The organism is Haloarcula rubra (genome assembly GCF_019599465.1).
Taxonomy (GTDB): Archaea; Halobacteriota; Halobacteria; order Halobacteriales; family Haloarculaceae; genus Haloarcula; species Haloarcula rubra.
Map to the genome: position 1 here is coordinate 177,499 of NZ_RKLR01000003.1, position 17,279 is coordinate 194,777.

Sequence of the window (17,279 nt, forward strand, 5' to 3'; positions counted from 1 at the left end):
TGCGCCTATCCGGGACGACTAGGCGGCCCACGGAATCTCGTCGTGGAACCGCCGTATCTGTTCGAACCCGGTCAGCGCCGACACGGCACCCGCTTGCGTCGTGGCGACGGCCCCCGCCGCGTTCGCCAGCGAGAGGGCGTCGTCGGCGTCTCGGACCCCGTTGGTCAGCGCGGCGATGAACGCCGCGAGGAACGCGTCCCCGGCCCCCGTCGTGTCGACGACGTCGACGTCGTAGCCGGGGTGGCGAGCAACGCCCTGCACGGGGCTCGCGTCGGTTCCGTAGCACAGCGCCCCCGCGTCCCCCATCGTCAACACGACGGTGTGCGGGCCGTAGTCGGTGACGGCCCGGGCGAGGCGTTCGGGGTCGTCGTGCTCGAATCCGGCCGCGGCGAGGTCCTCTGGCGTGGCTTTGACCACGTCGACGGCCTCCAGCGACCCGCGAACGACCGCGCGGAACTCGTGGTGACTCTCCCACATCTCCGGTCGCCAGTTCGGGTCGAGCGAGACGGTACAGTGCTCGCTCGCTCGCTGTTGGAGTTCCAGCGTCGCTGACCGACTGGGTTCGACGCTCTCGGTGACGCCCGTCGTGTGGACCCACGACACTGCGTCCAGCGTCTCGTCGGGGACGGTACCGGTCTGGAAGCGCGTGTCCGCACCGCCCTCGCGGTAGAAGGTGAACGACCGGTCGCCGTCGGCGTCGTGGGTGACGACGGCCAGCGTGGTCCGGGCCTCGGGGTCCGTGACGACGAACGAGTCGGGAATCGCCGAGTCGTCGAGGTGCGAGCGCAGGAAGGCACCGAAGTCGTCCGTCGCCAGTCGCGTCCAGAACAACGGCGGGACGCCGATGCGGTCGAGGGCGAGGGCGACGTTCGCCCCCGACCCGCCGAACTTCGGCCGATAGCCCCCGGCGTCTCCCGGCGGACCCGGCCGCTCGGGGACGAAGTCGACGAGCGTATCGCCTGCCACCAGCACTGTCGGGTCGGACGTCATAGCACAGGATTCACCGGCCCGCTACTTAGCTACTGCTCCGCTCACTCCTCCAGCGGACTCCCTCTGTCGCCCCACGCCGCCGCGAACCCAGCGACGCCCTCGTCGGTCTTCGGGTGCGGGACGTGGTCGTAGAGGACGTCGGGCGACAGCGTCACCGCGTCGACGCCGGCCTCGTACAGCGCGACGGCCTGCGTGGTGTTGCGGATGCTCGCGGCCAACACGTCTGTCTCGAAGCCGTAGGTGTCGTACATCGACTGGATTCGACGGACCGTCTCGACGCCGTCCTCGCCGGCGTCGTCGAGTCGGCCCACGTACGGCGCGACGAACGAGGCGTCGTTCTTCGCCGCCAAGACGGCCTGTTCGACGGAGAACACGACTGTCGTGCCGGCGGGCACGCCCGCCTCGCGGAGGCGGGCGAGCGCTTCGAACCCCTGACGGGTCGCCGGAATCTTCGCGACGACGTCGTCGGCCCACTCCTGATAGCCGCGCGCCTCGCGGACCATCCCGTCCACGTCGTCGGCGACGACCTGTGCGAACACCGGCCCCTCGACGAGGTCGGCGATAGCGGTGACCGCCTCACGGTACTCCAGTCCGGCCTCCGCCACGATGGACGGGTTGGTGGTGACACCGTCTACGACGCCGAGTGCGACGGCGTCGGCGATACGGTCGCGGTCCGCCGTGTCGATGTACAGGTTCACGACTCCCACGTCCGCGACGTGACGAAAAGAAGCTACCGCCGCCGAGGGACCGCGTCGTCGTCCCGTGCAGAAGCGTGCAGGCCTGGCCCGAAACAATCCCGAATAATCGTTATTTACAATCTCGTCACAGATCGTCCGCCATGTTCGGACTGCTCTCTGTGACTTCGTTCCGACCGTTACTGGCTGGGTACGCACCCAGTTTTTGTTTAGTCCCCGAACGTGCAGAACGAACGACAATTCGATCACACTGGTCCGCCACAGCGTCGGTCGTTCCGTCGAGTCGCCGCCACGCCATCGGTCAGCCATTTGGCGAAACGCGGTCCTGATTGGCTTCGCACGGCCACGCGGCCGTGTTTATCATGGTTTTTCGACAAGCTTTATGTAGGTTCACTCTCAATCTCAGCCCTGTATGGCAGATAATACCAGACGCAGATTTATCAAGGCGACCGGTGCTGCGATTACCACAGTCTCTATCGCCGGCTGTGGCGGAAACGGCGGCGACGGCGGCGACGGCGGCGGCGACGGTGGTGACGGCGGCAGCGACGGCGGCGACGGAGGCAACGGCGGCACCACCACCGGCGGAAACGGCGGCAGTGGCGGAAACACGCTGGAGAAAGTCGGGATGTCTGCGTACGTCCGCGGGGGATCGTGGATTACGGCGTACATCGAGGCCGCCGAGTTCTACGCCGAGGACCTCGGCATCGAACTCGACGTCCGACCGAACCAGCAGAGCGCCCAGAAACAGGTACAGGACATCCGCGACTTCACGAACGGGGACCACGACGCCATCCTCGTCGGCGTCTGGTCGACCGGTGCCGCGGAGGGCGCTATCAACGAGGCGATGAACGCCGGGAAGCCGGTGTTCGCGACCAACGCGGACACCTCCAGTTCGGAGATTCCGCTGTACGTCGGATTCAGCAACTACGACGGCGGCGCGAGTTCGGCCGAGCAGATGGTCTCGGCACTCGACGAACAGTACCCGAACAAGGACAGCTACCGCGTCCTCAACGTCCGCGGGATTCAGGGCAACCAGTCGGCCAACCAGCGCTCGCAGGGCTTCCTCGACGTGATGGCCGAACAGGACAACATCGAAGTCGTCCAGACGCTCAACGGCGAGTACGCTCGTGACGTGGCCCAGTCCACGGTACAGGAGTGGGTCAACGCGAACGGCCGCGTCGACGGCATCTACTCCGGGAACCTCTCGATGGGGCTCGGCGTGGTGCAGGCACTCCGTAACCTCGACATGCTGGTGTCGAAAGGCGAGGAAGGACACATCGTCCTCACCCAGATGGACGGCAGTCCGGAGGTCAACCCGCTCGTCGGGGACGGCACCATCGACGCCGCCGTCGACCAGCCCAACTACTTCTACAACCCCATCGCCATGCAGTACATGAAACAGTACGTGGAGTCGGGGATGGACGACAGCGTCATCCCCGAAGTCGGGTCGGAGGTCACCTCGGACCAGCTCACCATCGAACCGGGTCAACACAAGGGCGTGGAGATGTGGTCCGAACCCATCTGGGAACCGGGCATCATGCGCGAGCAGAACGGCCACCCGTGGTTCCGGACCAACAGCATCGTCATCACCCAAGAGAACTACGACCAGCCGTTCCTCTGGGGTAACGTCTGGGGCTGAGCGCGGCATCTAACGACACTCCACTCCCCCTACACTATGTCTACGGAACAAGGCTTCATCGGGCGAACGTTCGGCGACAGAGACGACGTGATACTGACCCTGTTGGACAACATGATCTGGCCGATACTGGCCGTCGTCATCCTCGGCGTCCTCGTGTTCGTCCCGCAGACGCTCAGAAACGTCCAGGCGATTCGCCTGGTCCTCTGGGCGGCCGTCCCAATCGGGTTGCTGGTCCTCGCGGAGAGCCTGTGTCTGCTGTCCGGGCACTTCGACCTCTCCATCGGGTCGATAGCGGGCTTCTCGGCGATGTTCACCGGCATGATTCTGGGCACCTGCCCGAGTTGCTGGGGCGTCACCACCAGTCCGTGGGCCGGGTTCGGCATCATCCTCGTGACGGGGGCGCTCATCGGCCTCGTCAACGGCATCATGATAGCGAAGGTCGGGCTCAACCCGTTCCTGCAGACGCTGGCCTTCCTCATCATCTTCGAGGGTGGCAAGACGGCGATGCAGACGCAACCGGTGACGGGACTGCCGAGGCTCTACGTCGACGTCGGCGGCACCCCGGAGTTCGCCATCGCCGTGCTCCTGTTCGCCTTCCTCGTGTTCGGCCTGCTCATGCGCTTTACCACGTTCGGGCAGGCGGTGTACGCGCTGGGGAGTTCGGAGAAGTCGGCCCGGGAGGTCGGTATCGACACCGAACGGCTCATCATCGTCGTCTACACCATCAGCGGGCTGTTGGCGGCCATCGCGGGTCTGATGCTGACCGGGTTCGTCGGCGTCGTCCCCCCGCTCATCGGTGAAGGGCTGGTGTTCCAGGCCTTCGCCGGTGCGGTCATCGGCGGCATCAGCCTGTTCGGCGGGCGCGGGAAGATTACCGGCGCGCTCGGCGGCGTCGTCCTCATCCAGTTGGTGCAGTCGGCGCTGAACAACAGCCCCGCGGTCGGAGCGACCCAGATACAGATGGTCAACGGATTCGTGTTACTGGCGGCGATACTGCTGTACAGCACGCAGGCCAAACTTCGGGCTCGCATCCTCGCGAGTGGTGCGGTATGAGCGTCGAGGACAGCGGGACGGCCGAGCAGGAGGCCGCCGGCAGTCCGGCCACCGACGAGGCCGGCGAGCCGAAACTCCGCGTCGAGAACATCACCAAACAGTTCGGGCGTATCGTCGCCGTCGACGACGTGACGCTCGACATCCAGGAGTCCGAAATATTCGCCCTCGTGGGCGACAACGGCGCCGGGAAGTCGACGCTGATGAACGTCCTCAGCGGCGTCCACGCGCCCACGAAAGGGACCATCTACAAGGACGGCCGCGAGGTTCAGTTCTCGAACCCCTCGGACGCTCGCGACAACGGCATCGAGACGGTGTATCAGGACCTCGCGCTGATGGACGACCTCGACATCGCGACGAACATCTTCATGGGGCAGTTCCCCCGCCGGGGTTTCGGGCCCCTCTCCTTCATCGACTGGGAGACCACGTACGAGCGGTCCCGCCAGATAATGATGGACCAACTCGGCCGGGACGTCGACATCAAGACCGAAGTGGAGTTCCTCTCCGGCGGGCAGCGCCAACTCGTGGCCATCGGCCGCGCCCTCGCGTTCGACCCGGACGTCATCATCCTGGACGAACCGACGAGCGCGCTCTCCGTCGACGCGACCCGTCTCGTGCAGGACACCCTCGACAGACTGGCCGAAGAGGGAATCACCATCGTCATCGTCAGCCACAACATCGAGTCCGTCCTCGCACACGCCGACCGCATCGGCGTCCTCTATCAGGGCAGTCTCGTCGACATCAAGCAACCCGGGGAGACCGACCTCGAGGAGTTGAACGAACTGATGACGACGGGGACGCTGGACGCCGGCCTGCTGGACGACGACTGAGACGCGGGCCGTTTCGGCGCATAATTTTACGGGACACGGGGTCGGAGGGTAGTGTATGCCGACACCCGAACTCGTCGTCGACGTCGCCTGTGAGACCGGAGAGGGACCGCTCTGGCATCCGGGCGACGAACTGCTGTACTGGGTCGACATCCCGCGGGGTCGCCTGTACAGCTACGACCCGGCGGCCGACGACCACGAACTGGTCTACGAGGACACCGACGAGCGTATCGGGGGGTTCACCATCCAGACCGACGGGACGTTGCTCCTGTTTCAGGAGGCCGGCGCGGTCCGCCGACTCGACCAGCACTCGGGGACCGTCGACGCCGTCACGGACCCGGACCCAGACAGGTTCCACGAGCGGTTCAACGACGTCGTCGCCGACCCCGAGGGGCGCGTCTTCGCTGGCGTGATGCCCGACACGGACCGGGACCTGCCCGGACAACTGTACCGACTGGACACCGACGGGACCTTCGAACTCGTCCGCGAGGAGTGCGTCCTCCCCAACGGCATGGGGTTCACGCTCGACCAGTCCGGGTTCTACTTCACCGACACTGGCGAAGTCGACCCCGAGTGTCCGGGATACATCTACCGCTACGACTACGACCGCGCCACGGGCGCCATCTCGAACCCCCAGACGGTCGTCGACGCCAGCGGCATCGAGGGACTGCCCGACGGGATGACCGTCGACGGCGAGGGCTACCTCTGGTCGGCGTTCTGGGACGGCCACAAACTGATTCGGTTCAGCCCCGAGGGCACCCGTGTGGAGACGGTCCGGTTCGACCCCCGCAAGGTGTCGTCGGTGACCTTCGCCGGAGACGACTACGGGACGGCCTACGTGACGACGGCCTGCGTCGAGACGCGCGCCGTGGAGGGCGAGGGGGCCGGGAGCCTCTACCGCGTCGACCTCGGCGTGACCGGCCGCGAGGAGTTCCGGTCCGACGTCGAGGTGTGAGTCAGCGGTCCGCGCGCACTTGCTCGCGTAGTCCGCGCATGTAGCCGATGGCGAACAGCCGACCCTTCGTGTGGTAGCCCGGGTTCGAGTTGTCCTCGCCGGCCATCGTCGGGACGTGGTCGGGCCGCATCGGCACGTCGTCGCCGACGTGGTCCTCGTAGGCACGCATCGCGGCCAGCATGTCCGTCGGGCCGGCGTCGTGCCACGTCTCGACGAACCGGTCGGCGTCGCCCTCCACGTCGCGGAAGTGGACGAAGTTGATGCGGTCGCCGAAGTGTTCGATGGCCGCTGGGATGTCGGCCCCCATCGCCGCGAAGTTCCCCTGACAGAAGGTCACGCCGTTGTGCTCGCTGTCGTAGGCCTCTAGCACCCGGTCGTAGGCCTCGACGCTGTCGACGATTCGCGGGGTGCCACGCAGGGACTCCCGGGGCGGGTCGTCCGGGTGGAGACCGAGTTTGACGCCCGCTTCCTCCGCGACGGGCGTCACCTCCCGCAGGAAGTACTCGATAGCCTCCCAGACGTCCTCGTGGGTCACGTCGTCGAACTGGGCGGGACCGCCCTGCACCTTCTCGACGTCGAACTCGGTGACGTAAGAGCCACCGCGGGACTGGACGTGGGCGGCGGTCCGCGCCCACCGCACGCCGGCCATCCAGTCGTAACAGACCACCGGGATACCGACCTCGCCGCAGTTCCTCAGGAACTGTTTGAACTCCTCGATGTCCTCGTCGCGGCCCTCACGTCCGAGTCTGATGCGGTCGGAGATAGGGACCGACCCTTCGAGCACGGCGAACTCGAGGCCGGCGTCGGTCAGCCAGTTGGCCAGTCCCTGCAGATCGTCGTAGGTCCAGTGGGTCCGACCGTCCCCGATTTCGAGCGGGTGGACGACCGCTTTCTCGACGCCCATCTGTCTGGCTAGCTGCCAGCGTTCGTCCGGCTCGTGCGGCAGGATGAGTGCAGGCGAGACCATAGCCCATCTCCCGTCGGCCCGGTACAAATACTCTCGGGGTCGTGCGGGTAGCGGCCGGCACAACACTCATTGAGACTGCCCGAGAGGTGTCGAACATGCCCGAGGATACCGAGCGAGCGGTGTACGTCCAGCGACTCGACCCCGACCAGCGGGAGGCGTACGTCGAGGCTCACGACGACGTGCCCGAAGCGGTAACCGACGCGATGGACCGGGGCGGCGTCGAGGAGTTCGAACTGTACGTCCGGGACGACGTCGCCGTCTGCATTCTGGAGTGTGCGGACCTAGACGCCTATCTCGACGCCGTCGACGGCGACGAGGCGGTCGCAGAGTGGGAACGGTACACGGGCCAGTTCAAGCAGTCGGGCGTCGACGCCGACGCGGACCCGGAGTCGGGCATCCCGTTCATGGAGTGCATCTGGCGGTTCGAACCGGAGGAGTCCTGAGCGCGCCGGTTCCGCCGACCGATGGTGTTTTTTCACACGCCGTCGAAGATGGCGGCGATGGACCTCTCGTTCGACACCATCGTACTCGCTATCGGCCCGGAAGATGACGACCGACTCGACCAACTCGCACGCGTCTCGATGCAGGTCGCGAAGCCGACCGGCGCGACGGTCGTCCTCACGCACGTGTTCACCAGAGAGGAGTTCGACGAGGTGGCCGCGGAACTCGACTACCCGAGCGCGACTGCCGAGGACGTCGACGTCGTCCTCGAACGCCACCAGTCGGTCCAGTACCTCGGGGACGTCTTCGACGACCACGGCGTCGACTACGACGTCGACGGCGTCGTCGGGAACGTCAGCGAGGGAATCGTCGAGACCGCCGAGAAGGCGGACGCCGACCGCGTCGTCATCTCCGGCGGGTCGCGGTCGCCCGTCGGTAAGGCCGTCTTCGGGAGCAACGCCCAGAACGTCCTCATCAACTCGCCGTGCCCGGTGACCTACGTCCGACCGCAGTCCGAGTGACGGGTCGAATCGGCGCAGGACCGCGCGATACTTCCGCCCGTGCGCCGTTCGGTACCCCGATTCGGTCGTAGTTACTCTGCCCCGTGCGTCCGTAGCCGTACCGTCGACGCCTGCGTCTCGCCCGGGCCCAGCGTCTCGGCCGTGCCGTTCTCGACGGCCTCCGCGAGGCCCGCGTTCGGAATCGACGTGCACGGTTCGAGGCCGACGTTGTAGTTCCGCCCGAAGAACGGGGCCGACTCGAACCCGCCGAAGGCCTGCCAGTACCACAGGTACTCGTACAGGGACTCGGGGAACTCGACGGTCACGCCGAGGTCCAGTTCGGGGTTCGAGACGGTGTACCGGCCGTCGGAGAGGTCGGCGAGGGCCACGAGGTCGTGGACGCGGTCGCGTTTCGGCGGGAACTCCCGGAGGTCGACCGGCCCGTCGTCGGTCTCGCAGACCGGCCACTCGTACGTCTCGCCGGGCGGGAGTCGAGCGGTCGCCGCGGTCTGGTCTGGGTCGACGTGGACCGTCTCGCAGGGCACGGAGAGCGACGCCTCGGGGCCGACGAGCGGTTCGCCGAGCGCGACGTGTTGTAACCACGAGTAGTCGACCGGCACCTCGCCGGTGTTGGTGACGCGCTCCGAGATTTCGACGGCCGACTCGTCCGCCGAGAGCGTCACGTCACGCTCCACGTCGAAGGGGTATCTGGTGAGCGAGGCGGTCAATCGGACCGACGCTCGCTCGTCGGTGTCCGCGAGTATCTCCGTCTCGAAGGGGACGAGCGTCGACTCGCCGTGGAGTCCCAGCGGAGCGCCGTGGGCCTCCGAGGGGCCACCCGCACCCGGCAGGACGCTCTGCCACCCGCCCGGGTAGTGGTCGAGGAACGAGAACGCACCGTCGGGAGCGCCGACGGGCCCGGCGGCCGGGGACCGCCACTCGTGTGGCGCCTCGAACAGCACGTTCGTGTCCGTCCGCTTGTCGACGATGCGGGTGACGTCGCCGCCCTTGCCGGGGAGCAACTCCACACGGAGGTGGTCGTTCTCCAGAAACAGCGCGTCGATGCCGCGCCGTTCGTACTCGTCGGTGACGGTGCAGGCCATGCCGCCGGTTCGGCGCTCCGACACATAAGCCTCGGTGCCCCGTCGGGCTGCCGGTCACTGGAACTGTGGCGCCACTTCGTCGCCGAACAGTTCCATCCCGTGCGTGTCGGGGAAGTCCAGAAACATCAACTGGAGTTTCTCGAATCCGAGGTCGCGGATACCCTCGATTTGGCTCGCCACCTGCGAGGGCGTCCCGATGAGCATACTCCCCTTCTGACGGGCGTCCTCGGCGTCGTCCAGCGTCTCGTCCATGTCGGACTCCTCGCCCCACGGGAGCGGGAAGATGTCGTCGACGGCCGCCTCGACGGCGGCCTCGTCCTCGCGGACGAGGACGTGGGCGAGCCACGACCGCTCGACGTCGTCCGGGTCACGTCCCTCGTTCTCGAGGTACTCGTCGAACTTCCTAACCTTGAACTCGATTGGTTTGCCACGCGCCCGGGCGCTGATTTCGACGTTCCACTCGTCGGCGTGGCGGGCGACGAGTCTGAGCATCTTCGGGCCGGCGCCGCCGACGACGATGGGCGGGTGCGGGTCGCTGACGGGTTTGGGGTTGTTCAGCGCCTCGTCGATGGTGAAGTGCTCGCCCTCGAAGGACGGCACGTCCTCGGTGAACATCGCCTTCACGACCTGTATGCCCTCCTCCAACATCTCGATGCGGGTCCCGATGTCGGGGAAGTCGTAGCCGTAAGCCCGGTGCTCGGCTTCGTGCCACCCGGCACCGAGGCCGAGGCGGAGGCGACCCTCCGAGAGGACGTCCACCGTCGTCGCCATCTTCGCGAGCAAGGCCGGGTTCCGGTACGTGACGGCACCGACGAGCGGACCGAGGTCAACGTCGTCGGTCCGTTCGGCCAGCGCGGAGAGGAGCGTCCACACCTCGTACTCCTCGGCTTTCGGACCCAGCATGAAGTGGTCGGGTGCCCAGAGCCCGTCCAGCCCCGTATCCACCGCGGTGTCGACGCCCTGCAGTACCGTCTCGCGGTCGACAGTGTCGAGCATCGGCGTGTCCCGGTGGACGCCGGCACCCGCGTAACACTGCACCATCCAGTCGAACTGCATAGGCTCACTGCGGTGGCGAGTCGAATAATTGTTTGGGCGCGACGGTCGGCGCCGCCCTCACTCACAGGCCGCTGTGTGCCAGCCAGCCACCGTCGACCGGGAGGTTCGCGCCGGTGATGAACCCTGCCTCCTCGCTCGCGAGGAACACGGCCGCGTCGCCAACGTCCTCCGGCGTACCGAAGCGGGGGAGCAGGGTCTGCTCGCGTGACTTGGCCATGTCCTCCTCGGTGAGGATGTCCTGCAGCGGCGTCTCGACGTACCCGGGGTTGATGCAGTTGACGCGCACGTTCTCCTCGCCCAGTTCCATCGCCAGGTCCCGAGTCATGTTGACGACGCCGCCCTTCGCGGCGGCGTACGGCGGGCCGCCGCCACCCTCGAACCCGCGGACGGACCCGACGTTGATTATCTGGCCCTCGCGTTCGACGATGTGCGGTATCGCGAACTTCGCGCAGTAGAACGCGCCGCTCAGGTCGACGTCGATGGATTGCTGCCACTCCTCGACGCTGGTCGTCTGTGAATCGCCGACGATTTGGATGCCCGCGTTGTTCACGAGTACGTCGATGCCGTCGTAGGTATCGACGACGCGTTCGACCATCGCCTCGACGCTCTCGGGGTCGCCGACGTCCGTCTCGACGTACGTCGCGTCGCCGGCCGTCTCCTCGCGGACGAGTTCGTCCGTCGGCGTGGTCACGTCGGTGTCGTACTTCTCGCCCTGTTTCGGGTCGCGGCGCAGGTCCGCGACGACGACGTTTGCGCCCTCCTCACCGAATCGTCTCGCGATGCCGCGGCCGATACCGCTCGCCGCACCTGTCACTATCACGGTTCGGTCGGCGTGTCTGTCAGCCGCCATGTGTGCCACTCACCGGCGTCCGACTTAACAGTACGTCCCGCAGGGTTCTGTCGTATCCCGGTACGGGTCCCGACGGAGTAGGGGTCACGGTCTGTACGTCACTCGCCCGACCACACACCGACTGGGTCACTCGGTGGTGACGCCAGTCGTCATCCAGCATCCGCCGTACGGTTCGGTGGTCTGGACGGTCTGCAGTTCGAGGTGCCAGCGGTACGTCGCCGACGTCTCGCCGGTGAACACCGTCACCCGCTGGTGGGCCCGGGCGCCGTCGCGTTCGAGCGGTTCGTACGTCACCGTCGACGCGTTCAACAGGGGGCGGAACTGCGTCGTGACGACGTCGACGAACGTCTCGTAGGACCCCACCGCTCGTCGGTTCGTCGGGGCGGCGAACTGCCACGTCGTGTTGATGCCCTCGTTGGTCGCCGGGTCGTTGTTGCGGAGGGCGTTGACCTGGATGTGGACGACCAGTCCCGGCGGCCGCTGACACGTCGGCCGCAGCGAGAGATACCGGGGTTGGGCCGCGCCAGTTCGGTTGTCCGGCGCGGTGATGCCACCCCAGTACTCGCGCCGGTCGGGGTCACCGGCCAGCGACCGGCCGTTCGGCTCCGGCGTCGGCGACGCCGTAGATACCTCGGGTCGAGGGGCCGGTGTGAGGGGGTCGCCGCCCTCAGATTGCCCGCCGCCGGACCCGAAGAACGTGCCACACCCTGCCAGCGCCACGAGCGCAACACAGGCGACGAGGAAGAGGGGCGAGTCGGCACGTGTCATGGCCACCCACAGGGGCGCCAGCGTCTTCGGTCTTGCCATCAAGTCGCTACGAGCTGATAGTGCGTTTGAACGGTGATTTCGATTGTGATACACAAGTAATCTCCAAAAATGAAAATATAGTATTGGTATACAACGACGTAGCTCAAGTTTCAGACGATATGGTCGCTCACGACACGGTGCAATCCTTGTATGTGAAACAAACATTTTAGTTATCGGGACGCGAAGCCGTGGTAATGATTGACACAAACGTCCCTGCGACCCACTACCTCCAGTCCTTCAGACAGCACGTCCTGTCTCCGGTGACGACGGCCGTGGAGGTGGTCGAACGCGAGACGGCCGAGGTGGAAGCGGAGGCCGAGGCCTTCGACGCATTCGCCGACGCCGTCGAGGACGTGCCGACCGCGGGGCCACAGGCGTGGCAACCGGTGGCGTTTCACACGTCCCGACAGGAGTGTAAGCAACTCGAACGCGTCTGTGACGCGTACCGGGAGACGGTGATGAGCGTACCCCACTACGACGAGGTGTACGGGGAGTCGCTCGTCGAGAACGTGATGCTGGAACTCGGCGAGGAGATGGCCGAGGGCCTCCGGACCAAACAGGGCGGGTTCACGGCGCCGTACAAACAGGCGCTCGTCAGCACCGCCCGGGACGCCGCCGCCGAGCGCCGGCGCTTCCTCGATACGCTGGCGGGCGAGGCGGAGTCGCTCTCGGACGCCCGGCAGTCGCTGTCCGACCTCGTCGTCGAACTCGACGGCATGTCGGTCCCACAGTGGTACGAGTCGACGTTCACCGAGACGCTCGACGGCGTCGTCACGACCAGACAGGAACACCTCGACAGACAGGTGTCTCTCCCGGGCGAGAACCGGACCAGCCTCTGTTCGCTGCTCTACGACGACGAACCGTGGACGTTTCCGGTGTTGACCGCCGCGACGCGGGTCCGCGACATCATCAGCACGTCCGACTCCTGAGTCGGGACCCCACGGTCCATCCCGCTGGTTCGAAAGAAAAACGAACCGTCGAGAGCCGTCGGCGGGCAGCGATTACTCGTCGTCGTTCTCGGCCAGCCCCTGCGACGGACCGCCGGAGAAGACGAACTCGTGCTCGGCCTCCGTCTCGAAGCGGTTCAGGATGTCACCCAGCGGTTGGGCGTACCGCTTGAGTCGTTCCGCGCGAGTGGAGACTTCGTTGAGTTCGGCGGCCTGTTCCTCCGCGGCGCCGGCGACGGTCTCGGACTCCGCCATCATGGCTTCGCTGGTGTCGGCGGCCTCCTGCAGCGTCGTCGCCGTGGTCCGGAACTCGGCGAGCGAGTCGCCCATGTCGACCTCGGGGTTCTCGGCTTCGAGTCGTTCGAGCGTCTCGACGAGGTGGTCTAAGTCCTCTGAGAGCGTCTGGAGGCGTTCTTTCTGGTCGTAGGCGTCGTCGGATATCTTCTGCACGGATTCGGCGACCTGTTCGGACGCGTCACGCACCGACTCGGCGCTCGTGAGGACGACGTCACCGGAGTCGGCCACGTCGTCGGCGAAGCTCCGCAACTGACCGACGGTCTTCTCGAGTTCGTTTATCATGCCGTTGAACTCGCTGGCGATACGGTCCATCGACTCGTTCTCGCCGTCCGTCTCCATGCGCTCTGTCAGGTTGCCGGCGGCGGCCGCCTCCATCACCTCGGAGAACTCGTCGGCCTTCTCTTGCAGGTAGTTGTTGACCTCCATCGCCTCGGCGCGAGACACCTCCGCCTCCTTGCGGGCACGCTCGGCCTCGTCTATCTGCTGTTTGAGCGCGTTCCGCATGTCGCCGAACCCGTCGTAGAGACGGCCGATGTTGTCGATGCGGGCCGTCGAGATGTCGACGTCGAGGTTCCCCTGTCGCATCTGGTCGGTCTTGCGGGTGAGGCGGTCGATAGCCGTCGCCGTGTTGTACCCCAGCGCCGCACCGACGCCACCGATGAGGAGGACCATCAGTGCCGTTCCGACGAGTCCGTAGAGTTGGACGTTCTCGACGAATCCGAACACTGCCGAATAGGGGGCGTGGACCAGCACGACCCAGTCGGTCCCCGCTATCGGGGAGTAGCCGACGGTGTACTTCTCGTCGAGGACACTGCTCGCCGGCATGGTCGCGACGACGCCCGCCTCCTGGTCTCGACCCCGGAGGTCGTTGGCCGCGCTGATGGGCGCTGTCGCCTCGCTACCGGACGCGTACGGCTGGAGGAGGGCGTCACCGACGCCGCCGTCCGGCCCTTCGTCTAGCATCACGACGTTGGATGCGTTGACGACCTGTGTGAACCCGCCGGCGGACCGTTCGGAGCCTTGCAGTGACTCGGTGATTCCCCCCACCGCGTACTCGATGACGATGTAGCGGTTCTGGCTCGCGTCGACGGGGCTCATGAACCCGACGACTGGGCCGGTCTGTGTCTGGTAGACGCTAGAGTGGACGACTTCCCCGGCACGGTCGAACTGCGTCTCCGTCGTCCAGCCACGGTTGATCGTCGAGACGTTGGTCCCCGCCGACAGCGACGTGCTCGCGACGATGCTGGTCCCGGTTATCTCCCGCTCGACGAGGTGGACGTTCGACACGTCGGCCGAGAGTCCTGCTTCCCGGTTCCGGAGTTCCGCACGGAGGTCCTCGGCGTCGTCGGAGGTCCAGACGTCGCTCGACGAGACGAACTGGACGGAGAGCCGGTTCCGCTCGAACCACTGTTCGATGATGTTCCCCTCCTGTGCGGCGACACCTCGGTACTCGTCGGTCACCTGCGTCTCGGTGTAGGTCCGGACCTGGTCGGTCGCCAGCAGACCGATGGCACCGACGGACAGCGCCATCACTACGAGGACGATACCGAACTTCAGCGCGAAGTTGCGCCGAATCGCGTCCGGAACGATAGTCGCGAGGAGACCACCGCTCGCGTCGTCTGTGCCCGATGCCCCTGCCGAAGATGAATCCTGTCCACTCATTGTTAGTTACCGCCCAGCGAACACGCTGCCGCTGGTCCTTCAGAACACTCGTAGGTCGCCTCCCGCGTCGTGTCGATGAGGTCGTAGTACCGGCCGAAGTCCTGCTGGGACCCCGGTCGCCCCCTGACGATGGGTACCGGACGCATCGACTGGTGGTCACACGCCCGCATGGTCTGTGCCCCGATGCCGGCCCCGTACTCCCAGTCTTCGAGGGCGGGGATGACTTCCTCGGGGTCGAACGTCCCCGCCCGCGCCACGGCGTGTGCGTACTGGAGCGTCTGGGTGTACGCGACGTGGGCCGGACCCGAGGGTATCGACGACGACGCCGACCCGGTCCCGCCCTCGTACTCCTTGCTGAACGCCGACTGGAACTGCTCGGAGAGCGGCGTGTCGATGGACGGGTCCCACGCGATAGTCCCGATGACGTCCTCTATGGCACCCCCCGCTGTCTGTGCCACGGCCCGAGTGTACAGCGGGATGACCACGTTCTCGTCGGGGAAGTTCTCCCGGACGGCCCGGACGGCGTTCGCGGCGTCCAGGCCACGGAGGTTCAGGACCAGCACGTCCTCGTCGGCGCTCTCGATATCGGGCATGTACTGGTCGAAGTCGCGCGTCCCGAGTTGCGCACTCAGGCTCCCCACGGGCTGCCAGCCGGCCTCGGTGAGGTGGCGCTTCATCAGTGTTCGCTGCCCCGCACCCCACTCGTCCTGCGAGAACATCTGGAAGAAGTTGACGTCCTCCCCGTACTCCTCTACGAGGACCGGTTCGAGCGCTCGCGCAGTCATGTGCGAGTTGAAAAGCTCCCGGAACGTCCAGCGGTTGCAGTCCGACCCCGTGAGCGTGTTGAGGTGGGTCATCGTCGCCATGTAGATAGTCTCCATCTCGGCGGCCACGTCCTGCATCACGAGGCCGGTGTCGCTCGTCGACCCACCGGAGACCACGACGGCGCCGTCGCTCTCGATCATCGCCTCGGCCGAACTGCGTGCAACCTCCGGGTCGCTCTCGGTGTCGCTCACCGTCGCTTCGACAGTCTTACCCAGTAACCCGTCCCCACCGAGTCGCGGGAAGTACCGGTTCGACACCCATCCCCCGCCTTCGTTGATGTGTTTGACGGCGAGACGGTGTCCGCGGAGTTCCTCTTCTCCCGTCGTCGAGAACGGCCCCGATCGTGCCACGTTGAATCCGAACGTGACCGTGTCACCGGTGACTGACGAATTACCGGTCGGTGTGCCACCCCCACCGCCCCCACCACATCCAGCGAGTCCGGCGACTCCCGACACCCCTACCGCCCCGAGGAAGGAACGTCGAGAAACCGACGGCTCGTTTCTCGCTTGCCTGCGATTCATAGCATGATGTGTATAAGATGGGTACAAAAGCCTTTGGAGGCTATTAATGAATATATACCAATTCGAAAACAAATGTGTGGAATCGGTACACGGTCCGACCCTAAGCTACTGCACAGCGACGACTCTCAGGGATTTATACCTAACGGGCGACGAGGGGGCCATATGACCGACCTGATTACGTTCGGAGAAACCATGCTCCGGTTGTCGCCGCCGGACGAGGAACGCCTCGAGACAGCGGACCAGTACCGGGTCCGGGCTGCCGGTGCCGAGTCGAACGTCGCCGTCGCCGCGCAGCGACTCGGACTCGACGCCGTCTGGACCTCGAAACTCCCCGAGTCCTCGGTCGGCCGGCGCGTCGTCGGCGAACTCCGGAACCACGGCGTAACCGTCGACGTAGTGTGGGACGACAGTGAGGCGGCCAGACAGGGCACCTACTACCTCGAACAGGGCCAGCCACCGCGCGGGAACGAGGTCATCTACGACCGAGCGGGAGCGAGCGTGACCACGGCGACGACGGCCGAACTACCCGTCGAAACCGTCAAGGACGCGACCGGGTTGCACACGACCGGTATCACGCCAGCCCTCTCCGAGACGCTGGAGGCGACGACGGCCGACCTGCTCGCTCGGGCGCAGGACGCCGACACCGTGACGAGTTTCGACCTCAACTACCGGTCGAAGCTCTGGGACCCGGACGAGGCGAGAGCGGTGCTGACGGACCTGTTCCCCGACGTGGACGTCCTCGTCGCCGCCCGGCGGGACGCCGAGACGGTGCTCGGTCGGACTGGCGACGCCGAGTCGGTGGCTCGGGGACTGGCCGACGACTACGGGTTCGACGTGACGATAGTGACACGCGGGGCCGACGGTGCGCTCGCGCTCTCGAACGGCGAGGTGTACGAACAGCCGACCTACGAGGCGCCCAGCGCCCACCCGGTCGGGACCGGCGATTCCTTCGTCGGCGGCTTCCTCTCGCAGTACCTCGCCGGCGAGTCCGTCCCCGACGGGCTCGCGTGGGGTGCGGCTACCGCCGCCCTCAAGCGTTCTGTCCCCGGTGACATCGCCGTCGTCTCCCCGGACGAGGTCCGTGAAGTCATCGCCGGCGACACGGAAGCGATTTCGCGCTGAAGTCGCGTGAGGGCGGCGATACTGG

At 66.2% G+C, this 17,279-nt stretch carries 17 protein-coding genes; 8 read left to right on the forward strand and 9 right to left on the reverse strand.

Features of this window, described 5'->3' with window-relative positions; translation table 11 throughout:
* Positions 1–18: 18 nt before the first annotated feature.
* Positions 19–990, reverse strand: a complete 972-nt coding sequence (locus EGH21_RS09210) for a carbohydrate kinase family protein (protein ID WP_220618184.1) — start codon at positions 988–990, stop codon at positions 19–21.
* A gap of 41 nt (positions 991–1,031) precedes the next feature.
* The gene (locus EGH21_RS09215) at positions 1,032–1,688 is read right to left on the reverse strand and encodes a transaldolase family protein (RefSeq protein ID WP_220618185.1); all 657 of its coding nucleotides are present in this window, start codon (positions 1,686–1,688) and stop codon (positions 1,032–1,034) included.
* Between the two features lie 409 nt (positions 1,689–2,097).
* Between EGH21_RS09215 and EGH21_RS09220 the strand changes: the two genes are divergently transcribed.
* The 4 genes from EGH21_RS09220 to EGH21_RS09235 are packed head-to-tail and all read left to right on the forward strand — an operon-like array spanning position 2,098 to position 6,156.
* Positions 2,098–3,324, forward strand: coding sequence for a sugar ABC transporter substrate-binding protein (locus tag EGH21_RS09220; RefSeq protein ID WP_220618186.1), 1,227 nt, complete (start codon positions 2,098–2,100; stop codon positions 3,322–3,324).
* Between the two features lie 36 nt (positions 3,325–3,360).
* A complete protein-coding gene (locus tag EGH21_RS09225; RefSeq protein ID WP_220618187.1) occupies positions 3,361–4,377 on the forward strand; it encodes an ABC transporter permease in 1,017 nt (338 codons plus the stop codon).
* On the forward strand, positions 4,374–5,204 hold the full coding sequence (locus EGH21_RS09230) for an ATP-binding cassette domain-containing protein (RefSeq protein ID WP_220618188.1): 831 nt from the start codon (positions 4,374–4,376) through the stop codon (positions 5,202–5,204). The genes EGH21_RS09225 and EGH21_RS09230 overlap by 4 nt, the downstream gene beginning before the upstream one ends.
* A 55-nt stretch (positions 5,205–5,259) precedes the next feature.
* Positions 5,260–6,156, forward strand: coding sequence for an SMP-30/gluconolactonase/LRE family protein (locus tag EGH21_RS09235; RefSeq protein ID WP_220618189.1), 897 nt, complete (start codon positions 5,260–5,262; stop codon positions 6,154–6,156).
* Position 6,157: 1 nt separating this feature from the next.
* Here EGH21_RS09235 and EGH21_RS09240 read toward each other — a convergent pair whose 3' ends face one another.
* Positions 6,158–7,123 carry a mannonate dehydratase gene (locus tag EGH21_RS09240; protein WP_220618190.1) on the reverse strand — a complete coding sequence of 322 codons (966 nt, stop codon included), beginning with the start codon at positions 7,121–7,123 and terminating at the stop codon, positions 6,158–6,160.
* A gap of 95 nt (positions 7,124–7,218) precedes the next feature.
* Between EGH21_RS09240 and EGH21_RS09245 the strand changes: the two genes are divergently transcribed.
* Both EGH21_RS09245 and EGH21_RS09250 read left to right on the forward strand, forming a co-directional pair.
* Positions 7,219–7,566, forward strand: a complete 348-nt coding sequence (locus EGH21_RS09245; RefSeq protein ID WP_220618191.1) for an L-rhamnose mutarotase — start codon at positions 7,219–7,221, stop codon at positions 7,564–7,566.
* Between the two features lie 21 nt (positions 7,567–7,587).
* Complete coding sequence (locus EGH21_RS09250; RefSeq protein ID WP_236035489.1) at positions 7,588–8,085, forward strand: universal stress protein; 498 nt, start codon at positions 7,588–7,590, stop codon at positions 8,083–8,085.
* Between the two features lie 71 nt (positions 8,086–8,156).
* On the opposite strand, the gene EGH21_RS09255 is transcribed toward EGH21_RS09250, so the two are convergent.
* From EGH21_RS09255 to EGH21_RS09270, 4 genes are all read right to left on the reverse strand, one after another.
* Positions 8,157–9,167 carry an aldose 1-epimerase gene (locus tag EGH21_RS09255; protein ID WP_220618192.1) on the reverse strand — a complete coding sequence of 337 codons (1,011 nt, stop codon included), beginning with the start codon at positions 9,165–9,167 and terminating at the stop codon, positions 8,157–8,159.
* 54 nt (positions 9,168–9,221) lie between these two features.
* On the reverse strand, positions 9,222–10,223 hold the full coding sequence (locus tag EGH21_RS09260; protein ID WP_220618193.1) for an LLM class flavin-dependent oxidoreductase: 1,002 nt from the start codon (positions 10,221–10,223) through the stop codon (positions 9,222–9,224).
* A gap of 61 nt (positions 10,224–10,284) precedes the next feature.
* On the reverse strand, positions 10,285–11,073 hold the full coding sequence (locus EGH21_RS09265; RefSeq protein ID WP_220618194.1) for an SDR family NAD(P)-dependent oxidoreductase: 789 nt from the start codon (positions 11,071–11,073) through the stop codon (positions 10,285–10,287).
* 126 nt (positions 11,074–11,199) lie between these two features.
* The gene (locus tag EGH21_RS09270) at positions 11,200–11,841 is read right to left on the reverse strand and encodes a DUF4864 domain-containing protein (RefSeq protein ID WP_220618195.1); all 642 of its coding nucleotides are present in this window, start codon (positions 11,839–11,841) and stop codon (positions 11,200–11,202) included.
* Between the two features lie 233 nt (positions 11,842–12,074).
* On the opposite strand from EGH21_RS09270, the gene EGH21_RS09275 reads away from it, so the two are divergent.
* Positions 12,075–12,809: a DUF7260 family protein gene (locus EGH21_RS09275; RefSeq protein ID WP_220618196.1), complete on the forward strand. Its 735-nt coding sequence runs from the start codon at positions 12,075–12,077 to the stop codon at positions 12,807–12,809.
* A gap of 72 nt (positions 12,810–12,881) precedes the next feature.
* On the opposite strand, the gene EGH21_RS09280 is transcribed toward EGH21_RS09275, so the two are convergent.
* Together EGH21_RS09280 and EGH21_RS09285 are read right to left on the reverse strand one after the other, a co-directional pair.
* On the reverse strand, positions 12,882–14,786 hold the full coding sequence (locus tag EGH21_RS09280; RefSeq protein ID WP_220618197.1) for a PDC sensor domain-containing protein: 1,905 nt from the start codon (positions 14,784–14,786) through the stop codon (positions 12,882–12,884).
* Positions 14,787–14,788: 2 nt separating this feature from the next.
* On the reverse strand, positions 14,789–16,132 hold the full coding sequence (locus tag EGH21_RS09285) for an ABC transporter substrate-binding protein (protein WP_220618198.1): 1,344 nt from the start codon (positions 16,130–16,132) through the stop codon (positions 14,789–14,791).
* Between the two features lie 162 nt (positions 16,133–16,294).
* On the opposite strand from EGH21_RS09285, the gene kdgK1 reads away from it, so the two are divergent.
* The gene (kdgK1, locus tag EGH21_RS09290) at positions 16,295–17,254 is read left to right on the forward strand and encodes a bifunctional 2-dehydro-3-deoxygluconokinase/2-dehydro-3-deoxygalactonokinase (RefSeq protein WP_220618199.1); all 960 of its coding nucleotides are present in this window, start codon (positions 16,295–16,297) and stop codon (positions 17,252–17,254) included.
* The last annotated feature ends 25 nt before the right edge of the window (positions 17,255–17,279 follow it).

Excerpts from the sequence above, each read along its gene's own strand:
- EGH21_RS09210 (WP_220618184.1), bottom strand. The coding sequence starts at position 990 with ATGACGTCCGACCCGACAGTGCTGGTGGCAGGCGATACGCTCGTCGAC.
- EGH21_RS09220 (WP_220618186.1), top strand. The coding sequence starts at position 2,098 with ATGGCAGATAATACCAGACGCAGATTTATCAAGGCGACCGGTGCTGCG.
- EGH21_RS09225 (WP_220618187.1), top strand. The coding sequence starts at position 3,361 with ATGTCTACGGAACAAGGCTTCATCGGGCGAACGTTCGGCGACAGAGAC.
- EGH21_RS09230 (WP_220618188.1), top strand. The coding sequence starts at position 4,374 with ATGAGCGTCGAGGACAGCGGGACGGCCGAGCAGGAGGCCGCCGGCAGT.
- EGH21_RS09235 (WP_220618189.1), top strand. The coding sequence starts at position 5,260 with ATGCCGACACCCGAACTCGTCGTCGACGTCGCCTGTGAGACCGGAGAG.
- EGH21_RS09240 (WP_220618190.1), bottom strand. The coding sequence starts at position 7,123 with ATGGTCTCGCCTGCACTCATCCTGCCGCACGAGCCGGACGAACGCTGG.
- EGH21_RS09245 (WP_220618191.1), top strand. The coding sequence starts at position 7,219 with ATGCCCGAGGATACCGAGCGAGCGGTGTACGTCCAGCGACTCGACCCC.
- EGH21_RS09250 (WP_236035489.1), top strand. The coding sequence starts at position 7,588 with ATGGTGTTTTTTCACACGCCGTCGAAGATGGCGGCGATGGACCTCTCG.
- EGH21_RS09255 (WP_220618192.1), bottom strand. The coding sequence starts at position 9,167 with ATGGCCTGCACCGTCACCGACGAGTACGAACGGCGCGGCATCGACGCG.
- EGH21_RS09260 (WP_220618193.1), bottom strand. The coding sequence starts at position 10,223 with ATGCAGTTCGACTGGATGGTGCAGTGTTACGCGGGTGCCGGCGTCCAC.
- EGH21_RS09265 (WP_220618194.1), bottom strand. The coding sequence starts at position 11,073 with ATGGCGGCTGACAGACACGCCGACCGAACCGTGATAGTGACAGGTGCG.
- EGH21_RS09270 (WP_220618195.1), bottom strand. The coding sequence starts at position 11,841 with ATGACACGTGCCGACTCGCCCCTCTTCCTCGTCGCCTGTGTTGCGCTC.
- EGH21_RS09275 (WP_220618196.1), top strand. The coding sequence starts at position 12,075 with ATGATTGACACAAACGTCCCTGCGACCCACTACCTCCAGTCCTTCAGA.
- EGH21_RS09280 (WP_220618197.1), bottom strand. The coding sequence starts at position 14,786 with ATGAGTGGACAGGATTCATCTTCGGCAGGGGCATCGGGCACAGACGAC.
- EGH21_RS09285 (WP_220618198.1), bottom strand. The coding sequence starts at position 16,132 with ATGAATCGCAGGCAAGCGAGAAACGAGCCGTCGGTTTCTCGACGTTCC.
- kdgK1 (WP_220618199.1), top strand. The coding sequence starts at position 16,295 with ATGACCGACCTGATTACGTTCGGAGAAACCATGCTCCGGTTGTCGCCG.